Annotated in this window: 16 protein-coding genes; 14 read left to right on the plus strand and 2 right to left on the minus strand. The window is 72.1% G+C overall.

What is annotated here, in order from left to right:
* The first annotated feature begins 14 nt into the window (after positions 1-14).
* Both gdhA and AA0005_RS02850 read left to right on the plus strand, forming a co-directional pair.
* On the plus strand, positions 15-1,352 hold the full coding sequence (gdhA, locus tag AA0005_RS02845) for an NADP-specific glutamate dehydrogenase (RefSeq protein WP_413451920.1): 1,338 nt from the start codon (positions 15-17) through the stop codon (positions 1,350-1,352).
* A 1-nt stretch (position 1,353) separates the two neighbouring features.
* A complete protein-coding gene (locus tag AA0005_RS02850) occupies positions 1,354-2,091 on the plus strand; it encodes a copper homeostasis protein CutC (protein ID WP_413451921.1) in 738 nt (245 codons plus the stop codon).
* Here the strand turns inward: AA0005_RS02850 and AA0005_RS02855 are convergent, their stop codons facing one another.
* Complete coding sequence (locus AA0005_RS02855; protein WP_413451922.1) at positions 2,092-3,024, minus strand: ROK family protein; 933 nt, start codon at positions 3,022-3,024, stop codon at positions 2,092-2,094.
* Between the two features lie 148 nt (positions 3,025-3,172).
* Between AA0005_RS02855 and AA0005_RS02860 the strand changes: the two genes are divergently transcribed.
* The 11 genes from AA0005_RS02860 (at position 3,173) to AA0005_RS02910 (ending at position 14,442) form a co-directional block, all read left to right on the plus strand.
* On the plus strand, positions 3,173-4,033 hold the full coding sequence (locus AA0005_RS02860) for a fumarylacetoacetate hydrolase family protein (RefSeq protein ID WP_413451923.1): 861 nt from the start codon (positions 3,173-3,175) through the stop codon (positions 4,031-4,033).
* Entirely contained in the window at positions 4,030-4,788 is a 759-nt protein-coding gene (locus AA0005_RS02865) for an SDR family NAD(P)-dependent oxidoreductase (protein ID WP_413451924.1), read from the plus strand. Before AA0005_RS02860 ends, AA0005_RS02865 begins: the two co-directional genes overlap by 4 nt.
* Entirely contained in the window at positions 4,785-6,392 is a 1,608-nt protein-coding gene (locus tag AA0005_RS02870; RefSeq protein ID WP_413451925.1) for a M81 family metallopeptidase, read from the plus strand. The genes AA0005_RS02865 and AA0005_RS02870 overlap by 4 nt, the downstream gene beginning before the upstream one ends.
* A 151-nt stretch (positions 6,393-6,543) precedes the next feature.
* Positions 6,544-7,851 carry an enolase C-terminal domain-like protein gene (locus AA0005_RS02875; protein ID WP_413451926.1) on the plus strand — a complete coding sequence of 436 codons (1,308 nt, stop codon included), beginning with the start codon at positions 6,544-6,546 and terminating at the stop codon, positions 7,849-7,851.
* Complete coding sequence (locus AA0005_RS02880) at positions 7,848-9,140, plus strand: alpha-L-fucosidase (RefSeq protein WP_413451927.1); 1,293 nt, start codon at positions 7,848-7,850, stop codon at positions 9,138-9,140. Before AA0005_RS02875 ends, AA0005_RS02880 begins: the two co-directional genes overlap by 4 nt.
* 47 nt (positions 9,141-9,187) lie before the next feature.
* A complete protein-coding gene (locus tag AA0005_RS02885; protein ID WP_413451928.1) occupies positions 9,188-10,450 on the plus strand; it encodes an ABC transporter substrate-binding protein in 1,263 nt (420 codons plus the stop codon).
* A gap of 22 nt (positions 10,451-10,472) precedes the next feature.
* Positions 10,473-11,378: a carbohydrate ABC transporter permease gene (locus tag AA0005_RS02890; RefSeq protein WP_413451929.1), complete on the plus strand. Its 906-nt coding sequence runs from the start codon at positions 10,473-10,475 to the stop codon at positions 11,376-11,378.
* Entirely contained in the window at positions 11,368-12,297 is a 930-nt protein-coding gene (locus AA0005_RS02895; protein ID WP_413451930.1) for a carbohydrate ABC transporter permease, read from the plus strand. Before AA0005_RS02890 ends, AA0005_RS02895 begins: the two co-directional genes overlap by 11 nt.
* Positions 12,297-12,647, plus strand: coding sequence for an L-rhamnose mutarotase (locus AA0005_RS02900; RefSeq protein ID WP_413451931.1), 351 nt, complete (start codon positions 12,297-12,299; stop codon positions 12,645-12,647). Before AA0005_RS02895 ends, AA0005_RS02900 begins: the two co-directional genes overlap by 1 nt.
* Positions 12,644-13,600, plus strand: a complete 957-nt coding sequence (locus tag AA0005_RS02905) for an aldo/keto reductase (protein WP_413451932.1) — start codon at positions 12,644-12,646, stop codon at positions 13,598-13,600. The genes AA0005_RS02900 and AA0005_RS02905 overlap by 4 nt, the downstream gene beginning before the upstream one ends.
* A complete protein-coding gene (locus AA0005_RS02910) occupies positions 13,597-14,442 on the plus strand; it encodes an amidohydrolase family protein (RefSeq protein WP_413451933.1) in 846 nt (281 codons plus the stop codon). The genes AA0005_RS02905 and AA0005_RS02910 overlap by 4 nt, the downstream gene beginning before the upstream one ends.
* Here the strand turns inward: AA0005_RS02910 and AA0005_RS02915 are convergent.
* Positions 14,430-15,134 (minus strand): FadR/GntR family transcriptional regulator, encoded by a 705-nt coding sequence (locus AA0005_RS02915; protein ID WP_413451934.1) that lies wholly within the window; start codon positions 15,132-15,134, stop codon positions 14,430-14,432. The genes AA0005_RS02910 and AA0005_RS02915 overlap by 13 nt on opposite strands.
* Before the next feature lie 179 nt (positions 15,135-15,313).
* Between AA0005_RS02915 and AA0005_RS02920 the strand changes: the two genes are divergently transcribed.
* Positions 15,314-16,669, plus strand: coding sequence for an alpha-L-fucosidase (locus AA0005_RS02920; protein ID WP_413451935.1), 1,356 nt, complete (start codon positions 15,314-15,316; stop codon positions 16,667-16,669).
* The last annotated feature ends 27 nt before the right edge of the window (positions 16,670-16,696 follow it).

Consider the following 16,696-nt stretch of genomic DNA (forward strand, 5'->3'; position numbering starts at 1 on the left):
TGAAGGAGTGGTCCATGGAACAGCAGCTCGAGCACGCCTACGAGGAGGTCCTTCGCCGCAACCCCGGCGAGGCCGAGTTCCACCAGGCCGTCCGCGAGGTCTTCGACTCCCTGGGGCCCGTGCTCCGCAAGAACCCGCGCTACGTGGACGCCGCCGTGCTGGAGCGCCTGTGCGAGCCCGAGCGGCAGATCATCTTCCGGGTCCCGTGGGTCGACGACGCCGGCCGGGTGCGCATCAACCGCGGCTTCCGCGTGGAGTACAACTCCGCCCTCGGCCCGTACAAGGGCGGGCTGCGCTTCCACCCCTCGGTCTACCTCGGCATCGTCAAGTTCCTCGGCTTCGAGCAGATCTTCAAGAACGCCCTGTCCGGCATGCCGATCGGTGGCGGCAAGGGCGGCTCGGACTTCGACCCCCGTGGTCGCAGCACGAACGAGATCATGCGCTTCTGCCAGTCCTTCATGACCGAGCTCTACCGCCACCTCGGTGAGTACACCGACGTCCCCGCCGGTGACATCGGCGTGGGCCAGCGCGAGATCGGCTACCTCTTCGGCCAGTACAAGCGCATCACCAACCGCTACGAGTCCGGCGTCCTCACCGGCAAGGGCATCAGCTGGGGCGGCTCGCTCGTGCGCACCGAGGCCACCGGCTACGGCACCGTCCTCTTCGCCAACGAGATGCTCGCGACCAAGGGCGAGAGCCTCGACGGCCGCAAGGTCACCGTGTCCGGCTCCGGCAATGTCGCGATCTTCGCCATCGAGAAGGCCACCCAGCTCGGCGCCACGGCCATCGCCTTCTCCGACTCCTCCGGCTACGTCGTCGACGAGGCGGGGATCGACCTCGAGCTGCTCAAGGAGGTCAAGCTCGTCGACCGCGGCCGCGCCAAGGACTACGTCGCCCGCCGCCCCGGCGCCCGCCTCGTGACCGACGGCTCGATCTGGGACGTCCCCACCGACGTCGCGCTGCCCTGCGCCACCCAGAACGAGCTCGACGAGAAGGACGCCCGCACGCTCCTGACCAACGGCGTCGTCGCCGTCGCCGAGGGCGCCAACATGCCCACCACCCCCGAGGCGCTGCGCCTCTTCCAGGAGGCGGGCACGCTCTTCGGCCCGGGCAAGGCGGCCAACGCCGGCGGCGTCGCGACGTCCGCGCTCGAGATGCAGCAGAACGCCAGCCGCGACGCGTGGACCTTCGAGTACACCGAGGAGCGGCTCGCGGACATCATGCGCGACGTCCACGCGCGCTGCGCCGCCACGGCCGACGAGTACGGCCGCCCGGGCGACTACGTCGTCGGCGCGAACATCGCCGGCTTCATCAAGGTCGCCGACGCCATGCTCGCCCAGGGCGTCATCTGAGATGGAGCTCGAGGTCGCGGTGCAGGACGCCACGGGCGCTCAGGTCGCGCTCGAGGCCGGCGCGGACCGCGTGGAGCTCTGCACCGCCCTCGGCCTCGGCGGCCTCACGCCGAGCATCGGGATGGTCGAGGCCTGCGTGGCCACGGGCGTGCCCGTCCACGTACTCGTCCGGCCGCGCGCCGGCGACTTCCGCTTCTCCGCCACCGAGGTGTCCCTCATGGTCCGGGACATCGAGGCGGTGGTCGACGTCGGTGCGTCCGGGGTCGTGGTCGGGGCGCTGACCCGCGACGACGCCCTCGACCGCCACGCGGTGCGGGCCCTTCAGGAGGCCGCCGAGGGGCTGGAGGTGACTGTCCACCGCTGTGTCGACGTCCTGCCCGACCCCGCCGCCGTCATGGGTCGCCTCGCCGATCTGGGGGTCACCCGCGTCCTCACCTCCGGGGGTGGCGTCACGGCCGTCGACGGCGTGGACACCTTGGCCCGCATGGTCACCGCGGCCGAGGGGCGGGTGCAGGTGATGGCCGGTGGTGGCGTCAGCGTTGCCGACGTCCCGAGGCTCGCGGCCGCCGGTGTGTCGGCCGTCCACCTGTCCGCCCGGCGGCTGGTGACGGACGCCGGTCCGGCCGGCCCCGGGGGCGGACCTGCAGGTTACGAGGTCACCGACCCGGCTCTCGTCGCCGCGGCGGCCGCCGCCGTCGCCGGGCTCCGCTCGGACCGAGCCGCGCCGGGGCGGGTGTAGTCAGCGGGCTGCTGCGAGCGCGGCGCCGCGAGCGCCAGCCCAGGCTCCGAGCGCTGCCGGGAGCACGGCAGGGACGGTCTGGAACGTCGCCCACTCTCTGGCCAGCGCGACGGCGGGCTCGACGTAGACGTCGGGAGCCTGGGCGAGTCCACCCCCGACGACGACAAGACCCGGGTCGAGAAGTGTGACCGCGTGGAGGAGGGCTCGCGCGAAGGCGTGGTTGGCCTGCCGCGTGACGGACACAGCAGTCGCGTCGCCAGTCCGGGTAGCGTCCGCCAGCGCCTCGGCGTCGCCGTTCGCCGGGCCGCCTGCCTCCCGCCAGCGTCGCGCGAGGTTGGCAGCGCCGATCGAGGTCTCGAGGCACCCGCGCTGACCGCACGAGCACATCGGGCCGCCAGGGTCGAGGGCGAGGTGGCCGAGCTCGCCGGCAGCGCCGTGTGCGCCGCGGCGCACACGCCCGTGGACGACGTGGGCGCCGGCGACGCCGGTGCCCAGGGCGAGCACGAGGACGTCGTCGTGGTCCGCCCCTGGCCCGAGCCGGGCCTCGGCGAGGGCGAAGGCCTCACCGTCGTTGACCAAGGTCACCGGGGCGTCGAGCGCGTCGGAGACCCGTGGGAGCAGTCCCGGGCCCTCGAGCCACGGCACGTTGGTCGCGCGGACGACGTGGCTGCCGCTCGAGTCGACGACGCCGGGGACCGACAGCCCGACCCCGCCGACGGGCGTCCGGCCGGCCACCCGGCGGAGCTCGTCGAGCAGCTCCGGTACGCCGGCTCCCGGGGCGAGCGGCCAGCGCCGCTGCTCGACGGGTTCGCCGAGCGTGCCGTCGGCGGCGCGGGGCACGAGCACGATCTTTGCGCTCGACCCTCCGATGTCGACGCCGAGGAGCGGGCCGGGCAGGGCGAGGGCACGGAACGTGGGTAGCGGCAGTGGCACGGCTGCATACTAGCCACACCTCGGATGTCTTTGAGCGTTCCCCGAGGGGGAGTGAGCGAATCAGGCCAAACCGAGGCACTTGCCTCAAGGGACATCGGATGGCTAGCGTGTCGCGCGTCGGGCACGGTGCCCGGCGGAAAGGTGGGTCATGAGGTTCCTGCGTGTGGGAGAGATCGGCCGGGAGCTGCCCGCCGTCGAGGTCGTCGAGGGTGACCGGACGGTCGTGCGTGACCTGCGGCCGGTGACGGCCGACATCGACGGCCCCTTCCTCGCGTCCGGCCCGGTCGACCGGGTACGCGCGGCCCTCGCCGACGGGATGCTGCCCGAGCGCGACATCACCGGCCAGCGTCTCGGTGCGCCTATCGCCCGCCCCGGCACCATCGTGTGCATCGGCCTCAACTACCGCGACCACGCGGCCGAGACCGGTGCCGCCATCCCCGCCGAGCCCGTCGTGTTCATGAAGGCGCCGAACACCATGGTCGGCCCCCACGACGACGTGCTCGTGCCCCGCGGCTCGACGAAGACCGACTGGGAGGTCGAGCTCGGCGTCGTCATCGGGCGGCGCGCGCGCTACCTCGGCTCCCGGGAGGAGGCGGCCGGGGTCATCGCCGGGTACGCCACCTCGCACGACGTCTCCGAGCGCGAGTTCCAGCTCGAGCGCGGCGGGCAGTGGGACAAGGGCAAGAGCTGCGAGACCTTCAACCCCTTCGGCCCCTACCTGGTGCCGGCCGAGGAGGTCGCCGACCCGCAGGACCTCCGGATGACGCTGAGCGTCAACGGCGTCACGCGGCAGAACGGCACCACGGCGACGATGATCTTCGACGTCCTCGAGTGCGTCCGGTACCTCAGCCAGTTCATGGTCCTCGAGCCGGGGGACGTCGTGAACACCGGGACGCCCGCGGGCGTCGCCCTCGGCCTGCCGGACACGCCCTACCTGCGTGCCGGTGACGTCGTCGAGCTCGAGATCGAGGGCCTGGGCGCCCAGCGCCAGCGGCTGGTCCAGGCATGAGCGCCGCCGACCTCACCGGCCGCGTCGCCGTCGTCACCGGCGGGGCGTCCGGTATCGGCGCCGTGACGGCGCAGCACCTCGCCGCCGCCGGGGCCCGCGTGGCGGTCCTCGACCGCGACGTCACGGGCGTCACGGGCCACGCCGTCGCCTGCGACGTCACCGACGACGACGCCGTCCGTGCCGCCGTCGCGGACGTCGCCGCCACCCTCGGGGGCATCGACGTGCTCGTCAGCAACGCCGGCATCGGCGCCACGGGCACGGTCGAGGACACCGACGCGGCGACGTTCCTGCGGGTGCTCGACGTCAACGTCGTCGGGATCGCGCGGACGACCGCCGCGGCCCTGCCGCACCTGCGGCGCTCCCCGGCGCCGGCGGTCGTGACGATGTGCTCCATCGCCGCCCACGTCGGCCTCGTCCAGCGGGCGGCCTACTCGGCGTCCAAGGGCGCCGTCCTCGCGCTGACCCGCGCGATGGCAGCCGACCACGTCGGTGAGGGCATCCGGGTCAACGCCGTCAGCCCGGGCACGGTCAACACCCCGTGGGTGCAGCGCCTGCTCGCCCAGGCGGCCGACCCGGCGGCGGAGGAGGCCCGGCTGCGTCACCGGCAGCCCACCCGCCGCCTCGTCGAGCCTGCGGAGGTCGCCGGTGCGGTCCTCTACCTCGCGTCCGGGCTCAGCGCCGGCGTCACGGGCACGGTCGTCCACGTCGACGGCGGGATGCACGCCGTCCAGATCCCCGCGGAGGTCCACGCATGAGCCCGACGATCGCGTCCGCCGACGGTACGGAGATCCCCCTCGCCTCCGAGGTCTGGTGCCCGCCCCTGCCGCCCGTGGCGGCCGACGGGCTCGCCCGCCCGCGCATCGGCATCGCCGGGATCTCGATCGAGTCGAGCACCTTCTCCCCCCACGTCTCCGGGTGGGAGGCCTTCACGGTGCGCCGCGGGGCGGAGCTCCGGGCGTACTACCCGTTCCTCGCCGACGACGACGCGGAGCTGTGGACCGCGGCCTCCTGGGTCCCGTTCCTCCACGGCCGCTCGCTGCCTGGCGGCGCCGTCGACCCCGAGGTCTACCGCGCGATGCGCGACGAGATCGTCGCCCGGATCGAGGCCGAGGTCGCCGAGCACGGTGCCCTCGACGGCCTCTTCCTCGACATCCACGGTGCCATGAGCGTCGTCGGCATGGACGACGCCGAGGGTGACCTCGCGACGGCGGTGCGCGAAGCGCTGGGCCCCGACACCCTCGTCTCGGCGTCGATGGACCTGCACGGCAACGTCTCGCCCGAGCTGTCCGAAGCCGTCGACCTCCTCACCTGCTACCGCATGGCCCCGCACGAGGACGCGTGGAACACCAAGGAGCGCGCCGTCCACAACCTCCTGGCCCGGCTGCGCGGGCCCGGCGGCAGCGACCCGCTCGCACGGCGCCCCTGGCAGGCGTGGGTCCAGGTCCCCGTCCTGCTGCCCGGGGAGAAGACGAGCACCCGCCTCGAGCCGGCCAAGGGTCTGTACGAGCGGCTGCCGCACGTCGAGGCGCGTGACGGCGTCCTCGACGCCTCGATCTGGATCGGCTACGCCTGGGCGGACGAGCCCCGCTGCCAGATGGCCGTCGTCGTCACCGGCGACGACCCCGACGTCATCACCGCCGAGGCCGCTGCTCTCGCCCGGGGGCTGTGGGACGCCCGGCGCGACTTCGCCTTCGTCGCACCCGTCGGGACGCTCGACGAGTGCCTGCGCCTGGCCCTGGACCGGCCCGCGGACGCGCCGCGCCCCTACGTCATCTCCGACTCGGGGGACAACCCGACGGCGGGTGGCGCCGGAGACGTGTCGTGGACCCTCGGTGAGCTGCTGGCGCACCCGGAGCTCCAGGAGCCCGGCCGGGCCGTCATCCACGCGAGCACCTTCGACCCGGCGGCCGTCGCGACAGCCGTCGAGGCCGGGGTGGGGGCCACGGTCGACGTCGCGGTCGGCGGACGGGTCGACGGGCGCTACCGCGGCCCGGTGCCGATGCGCGCCGAGGTCGTCTCCATCACCCCCGGCGACCCCGTCGCGGGCACCGTCGTCGTGCTGCGTCAGGGTGCCGTCCACGCCGTCGTCACCGAACGGCGCAAGCCCTACCACCACGTCGCCGACTTCACCGACCTCGGGCTCGACCCCTGCAATGCCGACGTCGTCCTCGTGAAGATCGGGTACCTCGAGCCGGAGCTCTACGACATGGCGGCGGACTGGCGCATGGCGCTCACGCCCGGCGGCGTCGACCAGGACCTCCTGCGGCTTGGTCACCACCGGATCGTGCGACCCATGTACCCATTCGACCCGGACGCCCCGGACCCGGAGCTGCGGCCCGTCCTCCGCCGGCGAGCGTAAGCAGAGGTCCGATCTGTCCTATGTGTGTGTCATCCCAGAGTGCGGAACAGTGCAGTTGGTTGGCCGGTTCCGTCCCATATGCTTCACTAACATCCGATGTCTTAACCACATCTGGCCGGAGCGATGTCGCCCGGCGTCACGAGAGGTCGTCATGAGCACCCTGTCCGCCGTCGAGGTCACCGACCTGCGGTTCCCCACCTCGCGGGAGCTCGACGGCTCCGACGCCATGAACCCCGACCCCGACTACTCGGCCGCCTACGTCCGCGTCCGCACCTCCGACGGGGACTGCGGGTACGGCTTCGTGTTCACGATCGGCCGCGGCAACGACGTCCAGGCGGCGGCCGTGCGCGCGCTCGAGGGGTACGTCGTGGGCCGGCCCACCGAGGAGGTGCTCGCCGACCTCGGTGACCTGTGGCGCGAGCTGGTCCACGACAGCCAGCTGCGGTGGCTCGGGCCCGAGAAGGGCGTCATGCACATGGCGATCGGCGCCGTCGTCAACGCGCTGTGGGACCTGCGGGCGCGCCGCGCAGGGCTGCCGCTGTGGCAGCTCCTCGCCGGCCTGAGCCCCGAGGAGCTCGTCGACCTTGTCGACTTCCGCTACCTCGAGGACGCCCTGGACCGGGACGAGGCGCTGGACATCCTCCGGGCTGCCGTCCCCGGGCGTGCCGAGCGCACGGCGCACCTCCTCGCGGAGGGTTACCCGGCCTACACGACGACACCCGGCTGGCTGGGCTACGACGACGAGAAGCTCGTCGCGCTCTCGCGCGAGGCGGTGGCCGAGGGCTTCGAGCAGATCAAGCTCAAGGTCGGCGGCAACCTCGAGGACGACGTCCGACGCCTGGCCCTGGCCCGCGAGGCCGTCGGGCCGCGGGTGCGGGTGGCCGTCGACGCCAACCAGCGGTGGGGCGTCGACGAGGCGGTGCGGTGGATCGACGCCCTGCGCCCCTTCGACCCGTGGTGGGTGGAGGAGCCGACGAGCCCGGACGACATCCTCGCCCACGCGGCGATCGCCCAGGCCATCGCCCCGATCCGGGTCGCCACCGGTGAGCACGTCCAGAACCGGGTCGTGTTCAAGCAGCTCCTCCAGGCGGGCGGGGCCCAGGTCGTCCAGATCGACGCGTGCCGGGTGGCCGGCGTCAACGAGAACATCGCGATTCTCCTGCTCGCCGCCAAGTTCGGCGTGCCCGTGTGCCCGCACGCCGGCGGGGTCGGCCTGTGCGAGGTCGTGCAGCATCTGTCGATGTTCGACTACGTCGCCGTCTCCGCCTCGCTCGAGGGACGCGCCATCGAGTACGTCGACCATCTCCACGAGCACTTTACCGACCCGGTGCGCGTGCGTCGTGGGCGGTACCTCGCACCGACGACGCCGGGGGGCGGCGGCCGGATGCACGAGGCGACACTCGTCGACCACGTCTACCCCGAGGGCTCCGTGTGGGCCGGGACGGAGCTCTCCGCATGAGTGCACCCACGACGCCCCACACGGCCTGGTTCACCCACGACCGCTTCGGGATGTTCGTCCACTTCGGGCTCTACTCGATGCTCGCGCGCCACGAGTGGGTGATGACCCGCGAGCGCACCCCCGTCGCCGAGTACGAGCGGTACGCCGAGCTCTTCGACCCTGACCTCTTCGACGCCCGCGCCCTCGCGCGTGCCGCCAAGGACGCAGGGATGCGGTACGTCGTCCTCACCGCGAAGCACCACGAGGGCTTCGCCCTGTGGGGTACCGCGCTCAGCGACTACAACGCCGTGCGCGCGTGCGGCCGCGACCTGGTCCGGGAGTTCGTCGACGCTGCGCGGGCCGAGGGACTGCGCGTCGGCCTCTACTTCTCGGTCATCGACTGGCACCACCCCGACTTCACGATCGACTACCACCACCCGCGACGCGACGACGCCGATGCCCGGGAGCAGAACGCCGGCAAGGACATGGCGCGCTACCGCGAGTACCTGCACGGCCAGGTCCGCGAGCTTCTCACCGGGTACGGGCGGATCGACTACCTCTTCTACGACTTCACCTACGTCGAGGAGGTCGACGGGTGGGCGGGCAAGGGCCCGGAGGACTGGGACGCCGAGGCGCTGCTGGCGATGACCCGTGAGCTGCAGCCGGGCATCATCGTCAACGACCGGCTCGGGATCCCCGGTGACCTCGTCACGCCCGAGCAGTACCAGCCGGACGCGCCCATGGAGCGCGACGGCGAGCCCGTCCTCTGGGAGGCGTGCCAGACCCTCAACGGGTCCTGGGGGTACGACAGGGACAACTTCGACTTCAAGACGCCGGACCTGCTCGTCCGGATGCTCGTCGACTCGGTCGCCAAGGGCGGCAACGTCCTGCTCAACGTCGGCCCCGACGGCCGGGGGGCGCTCGCCCGCCGCGACGCGGAGACGCTCGCCGCGATCGGGGAGTGGATGCGCCTGCACGAGCGGTCGGTCCGCGGCGCCGGGCCGGCCGAGATCGCTGCCCCGCCCGGCACCGTGCTCACCCAGCGCGGGGACCGGCTGTACGTCCACCTGCTCACGTGGCCCTTCGGTCACGTACACCTGCCTGGCCTCGCCGGGCGCGTGCGGCACGCCCAGCTGCTGCACGACGGCTCCGAGGTCCGCCGGGTCGAGATCGACCCGGACCAGCGGGCCTGGAACACGACTCCCGGGGGCCAGCCCCCGGGGACGCTGACGCTGTTGCTGCCGGCAGTGCGGCCAGACGTCATCCACCCGGTCGTCGAGGTCTTCCTCGAGCCGGTCCCACGGACCTGACGTCGTCGTCGGTCCGGTTTCACCCATCACACAGAACTGGGGTTCACATGAAGGCACGCAAGCCTCTCGTCGCCACCACCGCGGCCGTCGCCGTCCTCGCCCTGGCGGCCTGCTCGGGGGACTCAGGCTCGGCATCCGGCGACACGGGCGGATCCGCTGAGATCGTCTGGGACATGTGGGCGGGGAGCGACTCCGACATCGCCGCGCTCGAGAGCAGCCTCGCGATCGCGCAGGAGGAGAACCCGGACGTCGAGATCTCCCTGCAGACGGCGCCGTGGAACGACTACTTCACCAAGCTGACGACGAACCTGTCCTCGGGCAACGTCGCCTGCATCACCTCGATGAACGGCCAGCGGCTGTCCGGCTACGCCGACGCGTTCATGGAGCTCACCGAGGCCGACCTCGAGACGGCCGGGATCGACCCCGCCGACTTCACCGACGGCGCGCTCGACATCATGACCTACGACGGGAAGCTGCTCGGCATCCCGTACGACGTCTCGGCGATGCTCACGTATTACAACAAGGACGCCTTCGACGCGGCCGGCGCCGCCTACCCGGAGAACGGGTGGACCTGGGAGGAGTTCGAGGCGGCCGCCGCGGGGGCGACGACCGACTCCATGAAGGGCTTCGCCATGGGCATGGCGGAGTTCCAGTGGATGGCGATCCCGATCGCCGTCTCCGGGACCCAGCCCGTCACCGAGGACGGTGAGCTCAACCTCACCGACCCGGCCTTCGTCGAGGCCGCCGAGCAGTACGCGTCCCTCGTCGAGAACGGCTACGCTGACCCGGCGCCGTCGGCCTCCGAGACCGGCTGGGGCGAGAGTCAGTACGCCGCCGGCAACGCGGCCATGGCCGTCGACGGCACGTGGAACGCCGTCTCCTACATCAACAACGACCCTGGCTTCGCCGCCGGCATGGTCAACCTGCCCGCGGGCGATGACGGCGCGACGAGCCTCGTGCTCGGCTCGGGCTACGGGATCTCCGCCAACTGCGAGAACAAGGAGGCCGCGCTCCAGGTGCTCGGCTCCCTCGTGGGAGAGGCCGCCCAGGACGACATCGCCGCGTCCGGCCGGTCCTACCCCGCCCGCACGTCGTCGCAGCCGCTGTACTTCGAGTCGATCGACGAGTCCATCCGGGACGAGGTTCAGGCCGCGTTCGACGCCGCCTTCGCGGACGTCGAGGGGCAGCGCTCGACCGACAACTGGACCCAGATCAGTGAGACGTTCCCGAACAACCTCGTGAGCGTCTACCAGGGTTCGACGTCGGTCGCGGACATGCTCGCCGCCACCCAGGCGCAGTTCGAGAACTGACCGGGACCCGACTGCGATGCAGATGACGTCCTCTCGCGGGCGCCGCAGCACGCTGAGCAAGGTCGAGTCCCGCCACGCGTTGGGCTTCATCAGCCCCGCGCTGGCGGGCCTCGGCCTGTTCACGGCCGTGCCCGTCGTCCTGTCCGTGGTGATGAGCCTGTTCGACTGGCCGGCGTGGGGCGACCGGAGCTTCATCGGCATCGGCAACTACGTCGACCTCTTCACCACCAACCCCGACTTCTGGCCGGCGCTGCGCAACTCCGCGCTCTTCACCCTGCTCTACGTGCCGGCCAACGTCGCCATCGCGCTGGGCCTGGCGCTGCTGCTCGGCCCGCGCATCCGCGGCCGTGGCGCCTTCCGGGTGCTGTTCTTCATCCCGGTCGTCACGCCGATCGTCGCGAACGCCCTCGTGTGGAAGATGCTGCTCCAGCCGCAAGGCTTGTTCAACGGCATCTCGATGTCGGTCTTCGGCTACGAGCTGCCCAACTTCCTGGCCGACCCCGAGTGGGCCATGGTCATGGTCGTCGTCATGTCGGTGTGGCAGGGCATGGGCTACAACATGCTCATCTTCTCGGCGGCGCTCGAGCAGGTGTCACCCGCCGTCGTGGAGGCGGCCCGGATCGACGGCGCGGCCGGGTTGCGGATGATCGCCTCGATCCTCGTCCCCTCGATCTCGCCGGCGATCTTCTTCGCCACGGTGATGACGATGATCAGCTCGCTCCAGGTCTTCGCCCAGCCGCAGCTGCTCACCGGCGGCGGCCCGGGCAACGCCACGCTGCCGCTGGTCATGTTCATCTACAACCAGGGATTCCAGTTCCAGCAGCTCGGTCTCGCCGCCGCGGGTGCCTGGGTCCTGTTCGTCCTCATCATCGGTCTGACCGCGCTCCAGTTCCAGGCGCAGAAGCGGTGGGTTCACTATGAGCACTGAAACCAGGCTCCCGCAGACGGCGACCGCGACGGCAGGACCGGGCCTGCCCGGGGTGCCGATGCGCCGCCGCGGGGGCCGCGACGTGCCGCGCCCGCAGGGGCGCACCGGCCTCGTCGTCGCCCACGTCACGGTCGTCCTCGCGGCGCTGCTGTTCGCGCTGCCGCTGGTGTACGCGTTCTTCTCGGCGCTCAAGCCGAACCAGGAGATCTTCTCCATGCCGCCGACGCTCATCGCGTCGGAAGTGCGGTGGAGCAACTTCGTCGACGTGTTCCAGCACGGGCCGTTCCTCCGGTACATCGGCAACTCGCTGTTCGTTGCGGTTGCCGGGACGCTCGTCGTGCTCATCGTCTCGACGACGGCCGGCTACGCCTTCGCCCGGCTGCGGTGGCGGGCGCGCGAGGTGGTCTTCCTTCTGTTCCTCGGCACGCTCATGGTGCCGCAGGAGGTCCTCGTCGTGCCGATGTTCATCGTCATGCAGTGGCTCGGCTGGGTGAACAGCTACCCCTCGCTCATCTTCCCCTTCGCCTTCACGGCGTTCGGGACCTTCCTCATGCGGCAGTTCTACCGGGGCATCCCCTTCGAGCTGGAGGAGGCGGCGCGGATCGACGGTGCCGGCCCCCTGCGCTGCTTCCTCCAGATCGTCCTGCCACTGGGCAAGTCGGCCGTGGCCGTCCTCGCGGTGTTCACGTTCATGAGCTTCTGGAACAGCTACCTGTGGCCGCTCATCGCCGTCGTCGACTACTCGACGCTCGGCACGCTGCCGATCGGCCTGGCGACCTTCTCAGGCCAGAACGGCACGCGGTGGGACCTCCAGATGGCGGCGGCGATCATCTCGATGATCCCGACGACGGTCCTCGTCATCGCGCTGCAGAAGCACCTCGTCAAGGGCATCGCCATGTCCGGGCTGGGTGGTCGCTGATGGCCGGCACGCAGACGGTGGCGCTGCACACCCGGCTCAAGCCGGGCCGCGAGGAGGAGTACGACCGGGTCCACGCGGTCGTGCCGCCCGGGCTCGACGCCGCGCTCCGGGAGGCAGGCGTCCGGTCGTGGCGCATCTGGCGCTCCGGGCGCGAGCTGTTCCACGTCGTCGAGTGTGACGACTACGCCGCGATGCGGGCCTACCTGCGCGACCACCCGGAGAACGTCCCGTGGCAGGCGCGGATGGCCGAGCTGCTCGAGGTGGAGGACGACTACTCGGGTGACGACGCCGGTATCCGAGCGGTGTGGGAGCTGCCGGCCCGGCCCGCGGCGGGCGGCGGGACCCCGTGAGCGGCCTCGCCCTCCCGCGGTTCGGTCTTGGTGCGGCGCCGCTCGGGAACCTCTTCGCCGAGGTCGACGACGTCACCGCCCGGGAGTGCGTCGACGCGGCGTGGGACGCGGGCCTGCGGTTCTTCGACACGGCCCCGCACTACGGGCTGGGCCTGTCCGAGCGTCGGCTCGGAGACGCGCTGCGAGCACGCCCGCGCGAGGAGGCGGTCGTCTCCACCAAGGTCGGGCGGGTCCTCGAGCCGGACCCGCGGTGGCGTCCGGGACGCGACGACTCAGCCAACGGGTTCCTTGTCCCCGCGACGCTGCGTCGCCGTGCCGACCTCACCCCAGCCGGCGTCCGGCGCAGCCTCGCGCAGAGCCTGGAACGGCTCGGTCTTGACGGGGTCGACGTCGCGCTCCTCCACGACCCCGAGGAGATCGGGACACCCGAGCAGGCGCGGGCCGCCGTGTCCACCCTGCGCGCGCTCCGTGAGGAGGGGGCCGTGCGCGCCGTGGGCGCCGGCTCGAAGTCCGCCGCGGCGCTCGAGGCCCTCGTGCGCGCGGGCGGTCTCGACGTCGTCATGCTCGCCGGGAGGTACACGCTGCTCGAGCAGGAGGCGGCGCGTGGGCTGCTCGACCTGTGCGCCGAGCGCGGCGTCGCCGTCGTCGCGGTGGGCGTGCTCAACTCCGGCCTGCTCGCGACGCCGCGGCCCGCGCCGGGGGCGACGTACGAGTACGGCCCGGCGGGCCGGGAGGTGCTGGAACGCGCCCACCGGCTGGCCGACGTGTGCGAGGAGCACGGCGTCACCCTCCCGCACGCGGCGGTGCACTTCCCCCTACGCCACCCGGCCGTCGCCAACGTCACTGTCGGTCTGCGCTCGCCGCGGGAGGTTGCCGAGCTCACCCACTGGGTGAGCACGCCGGTGCCCGAGGAGCTGTGGGCCGCCCTCGACACGGTCGGCGGTCCGAGGTGATCGACGCGCACCTGCACGTGTGGGACCCCGCCGTGCTCGACTACGGGTGGCTCACCCCGGCCGCCGGGGCGCTGCACGCCCGGTTCGGTGTCGATGACGCCCGTCGGGCGGCCGAGAGGTGCGCCGCGAGGACCGGTGTACCGGTCGAGGGCGCGATCCTCGTCCAGGCCGCGGACACGGCCGTGGAGACCGAGTGGCTCCTTGCCCAGGCAGACGCTGCCGGCGGGTGGGTGCGGGGCGTGGTCGGCTGGCTGCCGTTGCGCAGCCCGGAGGCGGTGGCCACGGCGCTGGCCGAGCGGGATGCCCGCCACGTCGGGGTGCGTCACCTCCTCCACGACGACCCGGACCCCCAGCTCCTCACGCGCCTTCCGGTGCGGGCGTCGCTAGCGCTCGTGCGCGACGCGGGGCTTCCGCTCGACGTCCCCGACGCCTACCCCGACCTCCTGGCACAAGCCGCCGACGTCGTCGACGCGGTGCCGGGCCTCGTCGTCGTCCTCGACCACCTGGGAAAGCCGCCCCTGGGGGAGGACCTGGACCGCTGGCGGCGCCTCGTCCGCGAGCTCGCCGCGCGCCCCGGCACGGTCGCGAAGGTCTCGGGTCTCGCGACGAGCACGGCTCCCGGCGTCCCCTGGTCCGCCGCGACCGCGCGGCCGGCGTGGGATGTCGCGCTCGACGCCTTCGGGGCCGACCGGCTCATGCTCGGCAGCGACTATCCGATCGCACCGGAGGCGGGCGACTACGCAGGGTCCGTCGGACCCCTCCTCGAGCTGGCGGCCGAGCTGGCTCCCGGCGAACGGCACGCGTTGCTCGCCGGTACCGCGCGGCGCGTCTACGGCGTCTGACGCGCCGGCGCGCCCTCACGGTCGACCTGCCGACTCACCCACATCTCCACACCCGCCACGTGGGCGGTGGACCAGGCGCGGGCGAGGTCGTGACGGCCCTCCCGGAGGGCGTCGAGGATGGCGCGGTGCTCGGCGAGCGTGCGGTCGGCCGCTCCCGCCTCGGTGATGCCCCGCCACGTCCGTGCCCGAGTCGTGGCGCTCGAGATGCCCTCGAGCGTCGCGGCCAGGTACGCGTTGCCCGAGGCCCGGTTGATCGTCCGGTGGAACTCGAGGTCTGCGGCGACAAGCTCGTCGATGGAGGACTCGGGGCCGGTCGACTCGACGAGCACGGCCAGGTGCGCGAGCTCCTTGGGGCTCAGACGACCCGCCGCCATCTCGGCCGCTGCCGGTTCGAGGATCCGACGGACGCCGAGCAGGTCGACGATCGAGGAGTCCTGGTGCAGGTCGATGATGAAGGACAGCGCCTCGACGAGCGTGCTGGGGGCGAGGCTCGTGACGAAGGTGCCGTCGCCCTGGCGGACATCGAGCACACGGATAAGGGCGAGCGCCTTGACGGCCTCACGCAGCGAGTTGCGGGACAGTCCCAGGCGTTCGCTGAGAGCGGCCTCGGGAGGGAGCCGATCGCCGGGTGCCAGCTCACCGCTGAGGATCATCCCGCGGATCGCCTGGATCGCGTCATCGGTCACGGCCATGAGATCAGCCTAGTCGACGACGACCCCTGACATCGGGTCTCTTGCGTCGTAGTACGCCCAACGTCCGATGAGGGGAGCTGCGTGCTGGCTGGTGGGCGGTTTGTGCTCCGACGGGGTGGTCGGGGACACTGATAGAGACATCGGATGTGTGACGCGGTGATGCTGCCGCAGGAGGCGTGATGCTCAACTTCGAGACCAGGACCGGCCCCGACCTCGGCGCTGCGGCACCCACCTACCCGGAGCTCGAGGTGCCCGCGTGGTACCGCGACGCCAAGCTCGGGTTCTTCGTCCACTGGGGCCTGTACTCCGTCCCGGCCTGGGGCACTCCGCCAGGCTCGGTCCCTGTGCCGATCGAGGACGCCTATACCCATCACCAGTACGCGGAGTGGTACGCGAACACCGTCCGTATCCCCGGCAGCCCGACGCGCCGTTTCCATGAGGAGGAGTACGGTGTCGGCGTCTCCTACGAGGACCTCGCGGACCTGTGGACCGTCGACGGCTTCGACGCCTCCACCCTCGTGGGCGAGCTCGTCGCGGCCGGCGGCCGGTACGTCGTTCCGACGACGAAGCACCACGACGGCTTCTGCCTGTGGGGGACGGCGACGACGCCCTTCAACGCGCTGCGCCGAGGCCCGCGGCGGGACCTCATCGCGGAGATCGCCGAGGCCACCGCTGCCGCCGGCGCCCGCCTGGGACTGTACTTCTCCGGTGCCCACGACTGGCACGTCGCCGATCACCCTCCGATCGAGTCGGACACCGATCTCTTCCGCTACCGCCGCAACGACGGCTCCTTCGCCCGGTACGCCGCCGCCCAGCTGCGCGAGCTCGTCGAACGCTTCCGCCCGGCGGTGCTGTGGAACGACATCGACTGGCCCGATGCAGGCAAGACGGACGGCCCCGACGGTCTTGCCGCGCTGCTGCGTGAGTACCTGGCAGCAGTCCCGGACGGCGTCGTCAATGATCGCTGGGGCGTGCCGGCGCACGGCTTCCTCACCCGTGAGTACTCCCACGTGCCCGAGACGATGGCGGTGCCCTGGGAAGCGACTCGAGGTCTGGGCTGGTCGTTCGGGCACAACCGCAACGAAGGTCCGGAGCAGACGGTCTCCGAGCGCGAGCTCATCCACCTCCTCGTCGATGTCGTGTCGAAGAACGGCAACCTGCTGCTCAACGTCGGGCCACGAGCGGACGGGTCGCTCCCGGAGCTGCAGCGTGAGCGGCTGCGAGCGCTCGGCCGGTGGATGGCCGGCAACGGTGAGGCGGTGTACGGCACGCGACCGTGGCGACGTCACGGCGACGGCGCGGAGACGGCCTACACGCGTCGTGACGACGACCTCTACGTCCACGTGCTCGACCCCGCGCGCACCGAGATCACCCTCGCGGCGGACCTCGTGGCCTCGGGTGGTTCGCTGCCCGAGGGTGCCAGGTGGCTCGGCGCCGGTCCGGCGACCGGTGGCGCCGTCGTCGACGTGCCGGTGGGGCTACGGGACACCGTCGCCGCCGTGCTGCACCTGCCGGGCGCCGCCGGACGGTCCTGAGCCGCCACTGCGGCGCAGTCGGGGCCA

This window comes from Georgenia phoenicis, from assembly GCF_047302425.1.
In the GTDB taxonomy this organism is placed as follows: Bacteria; Actinomycetota; Actinomycetes; order Actinomycetales; family Actinomycetaceae; genus Oceanitalea.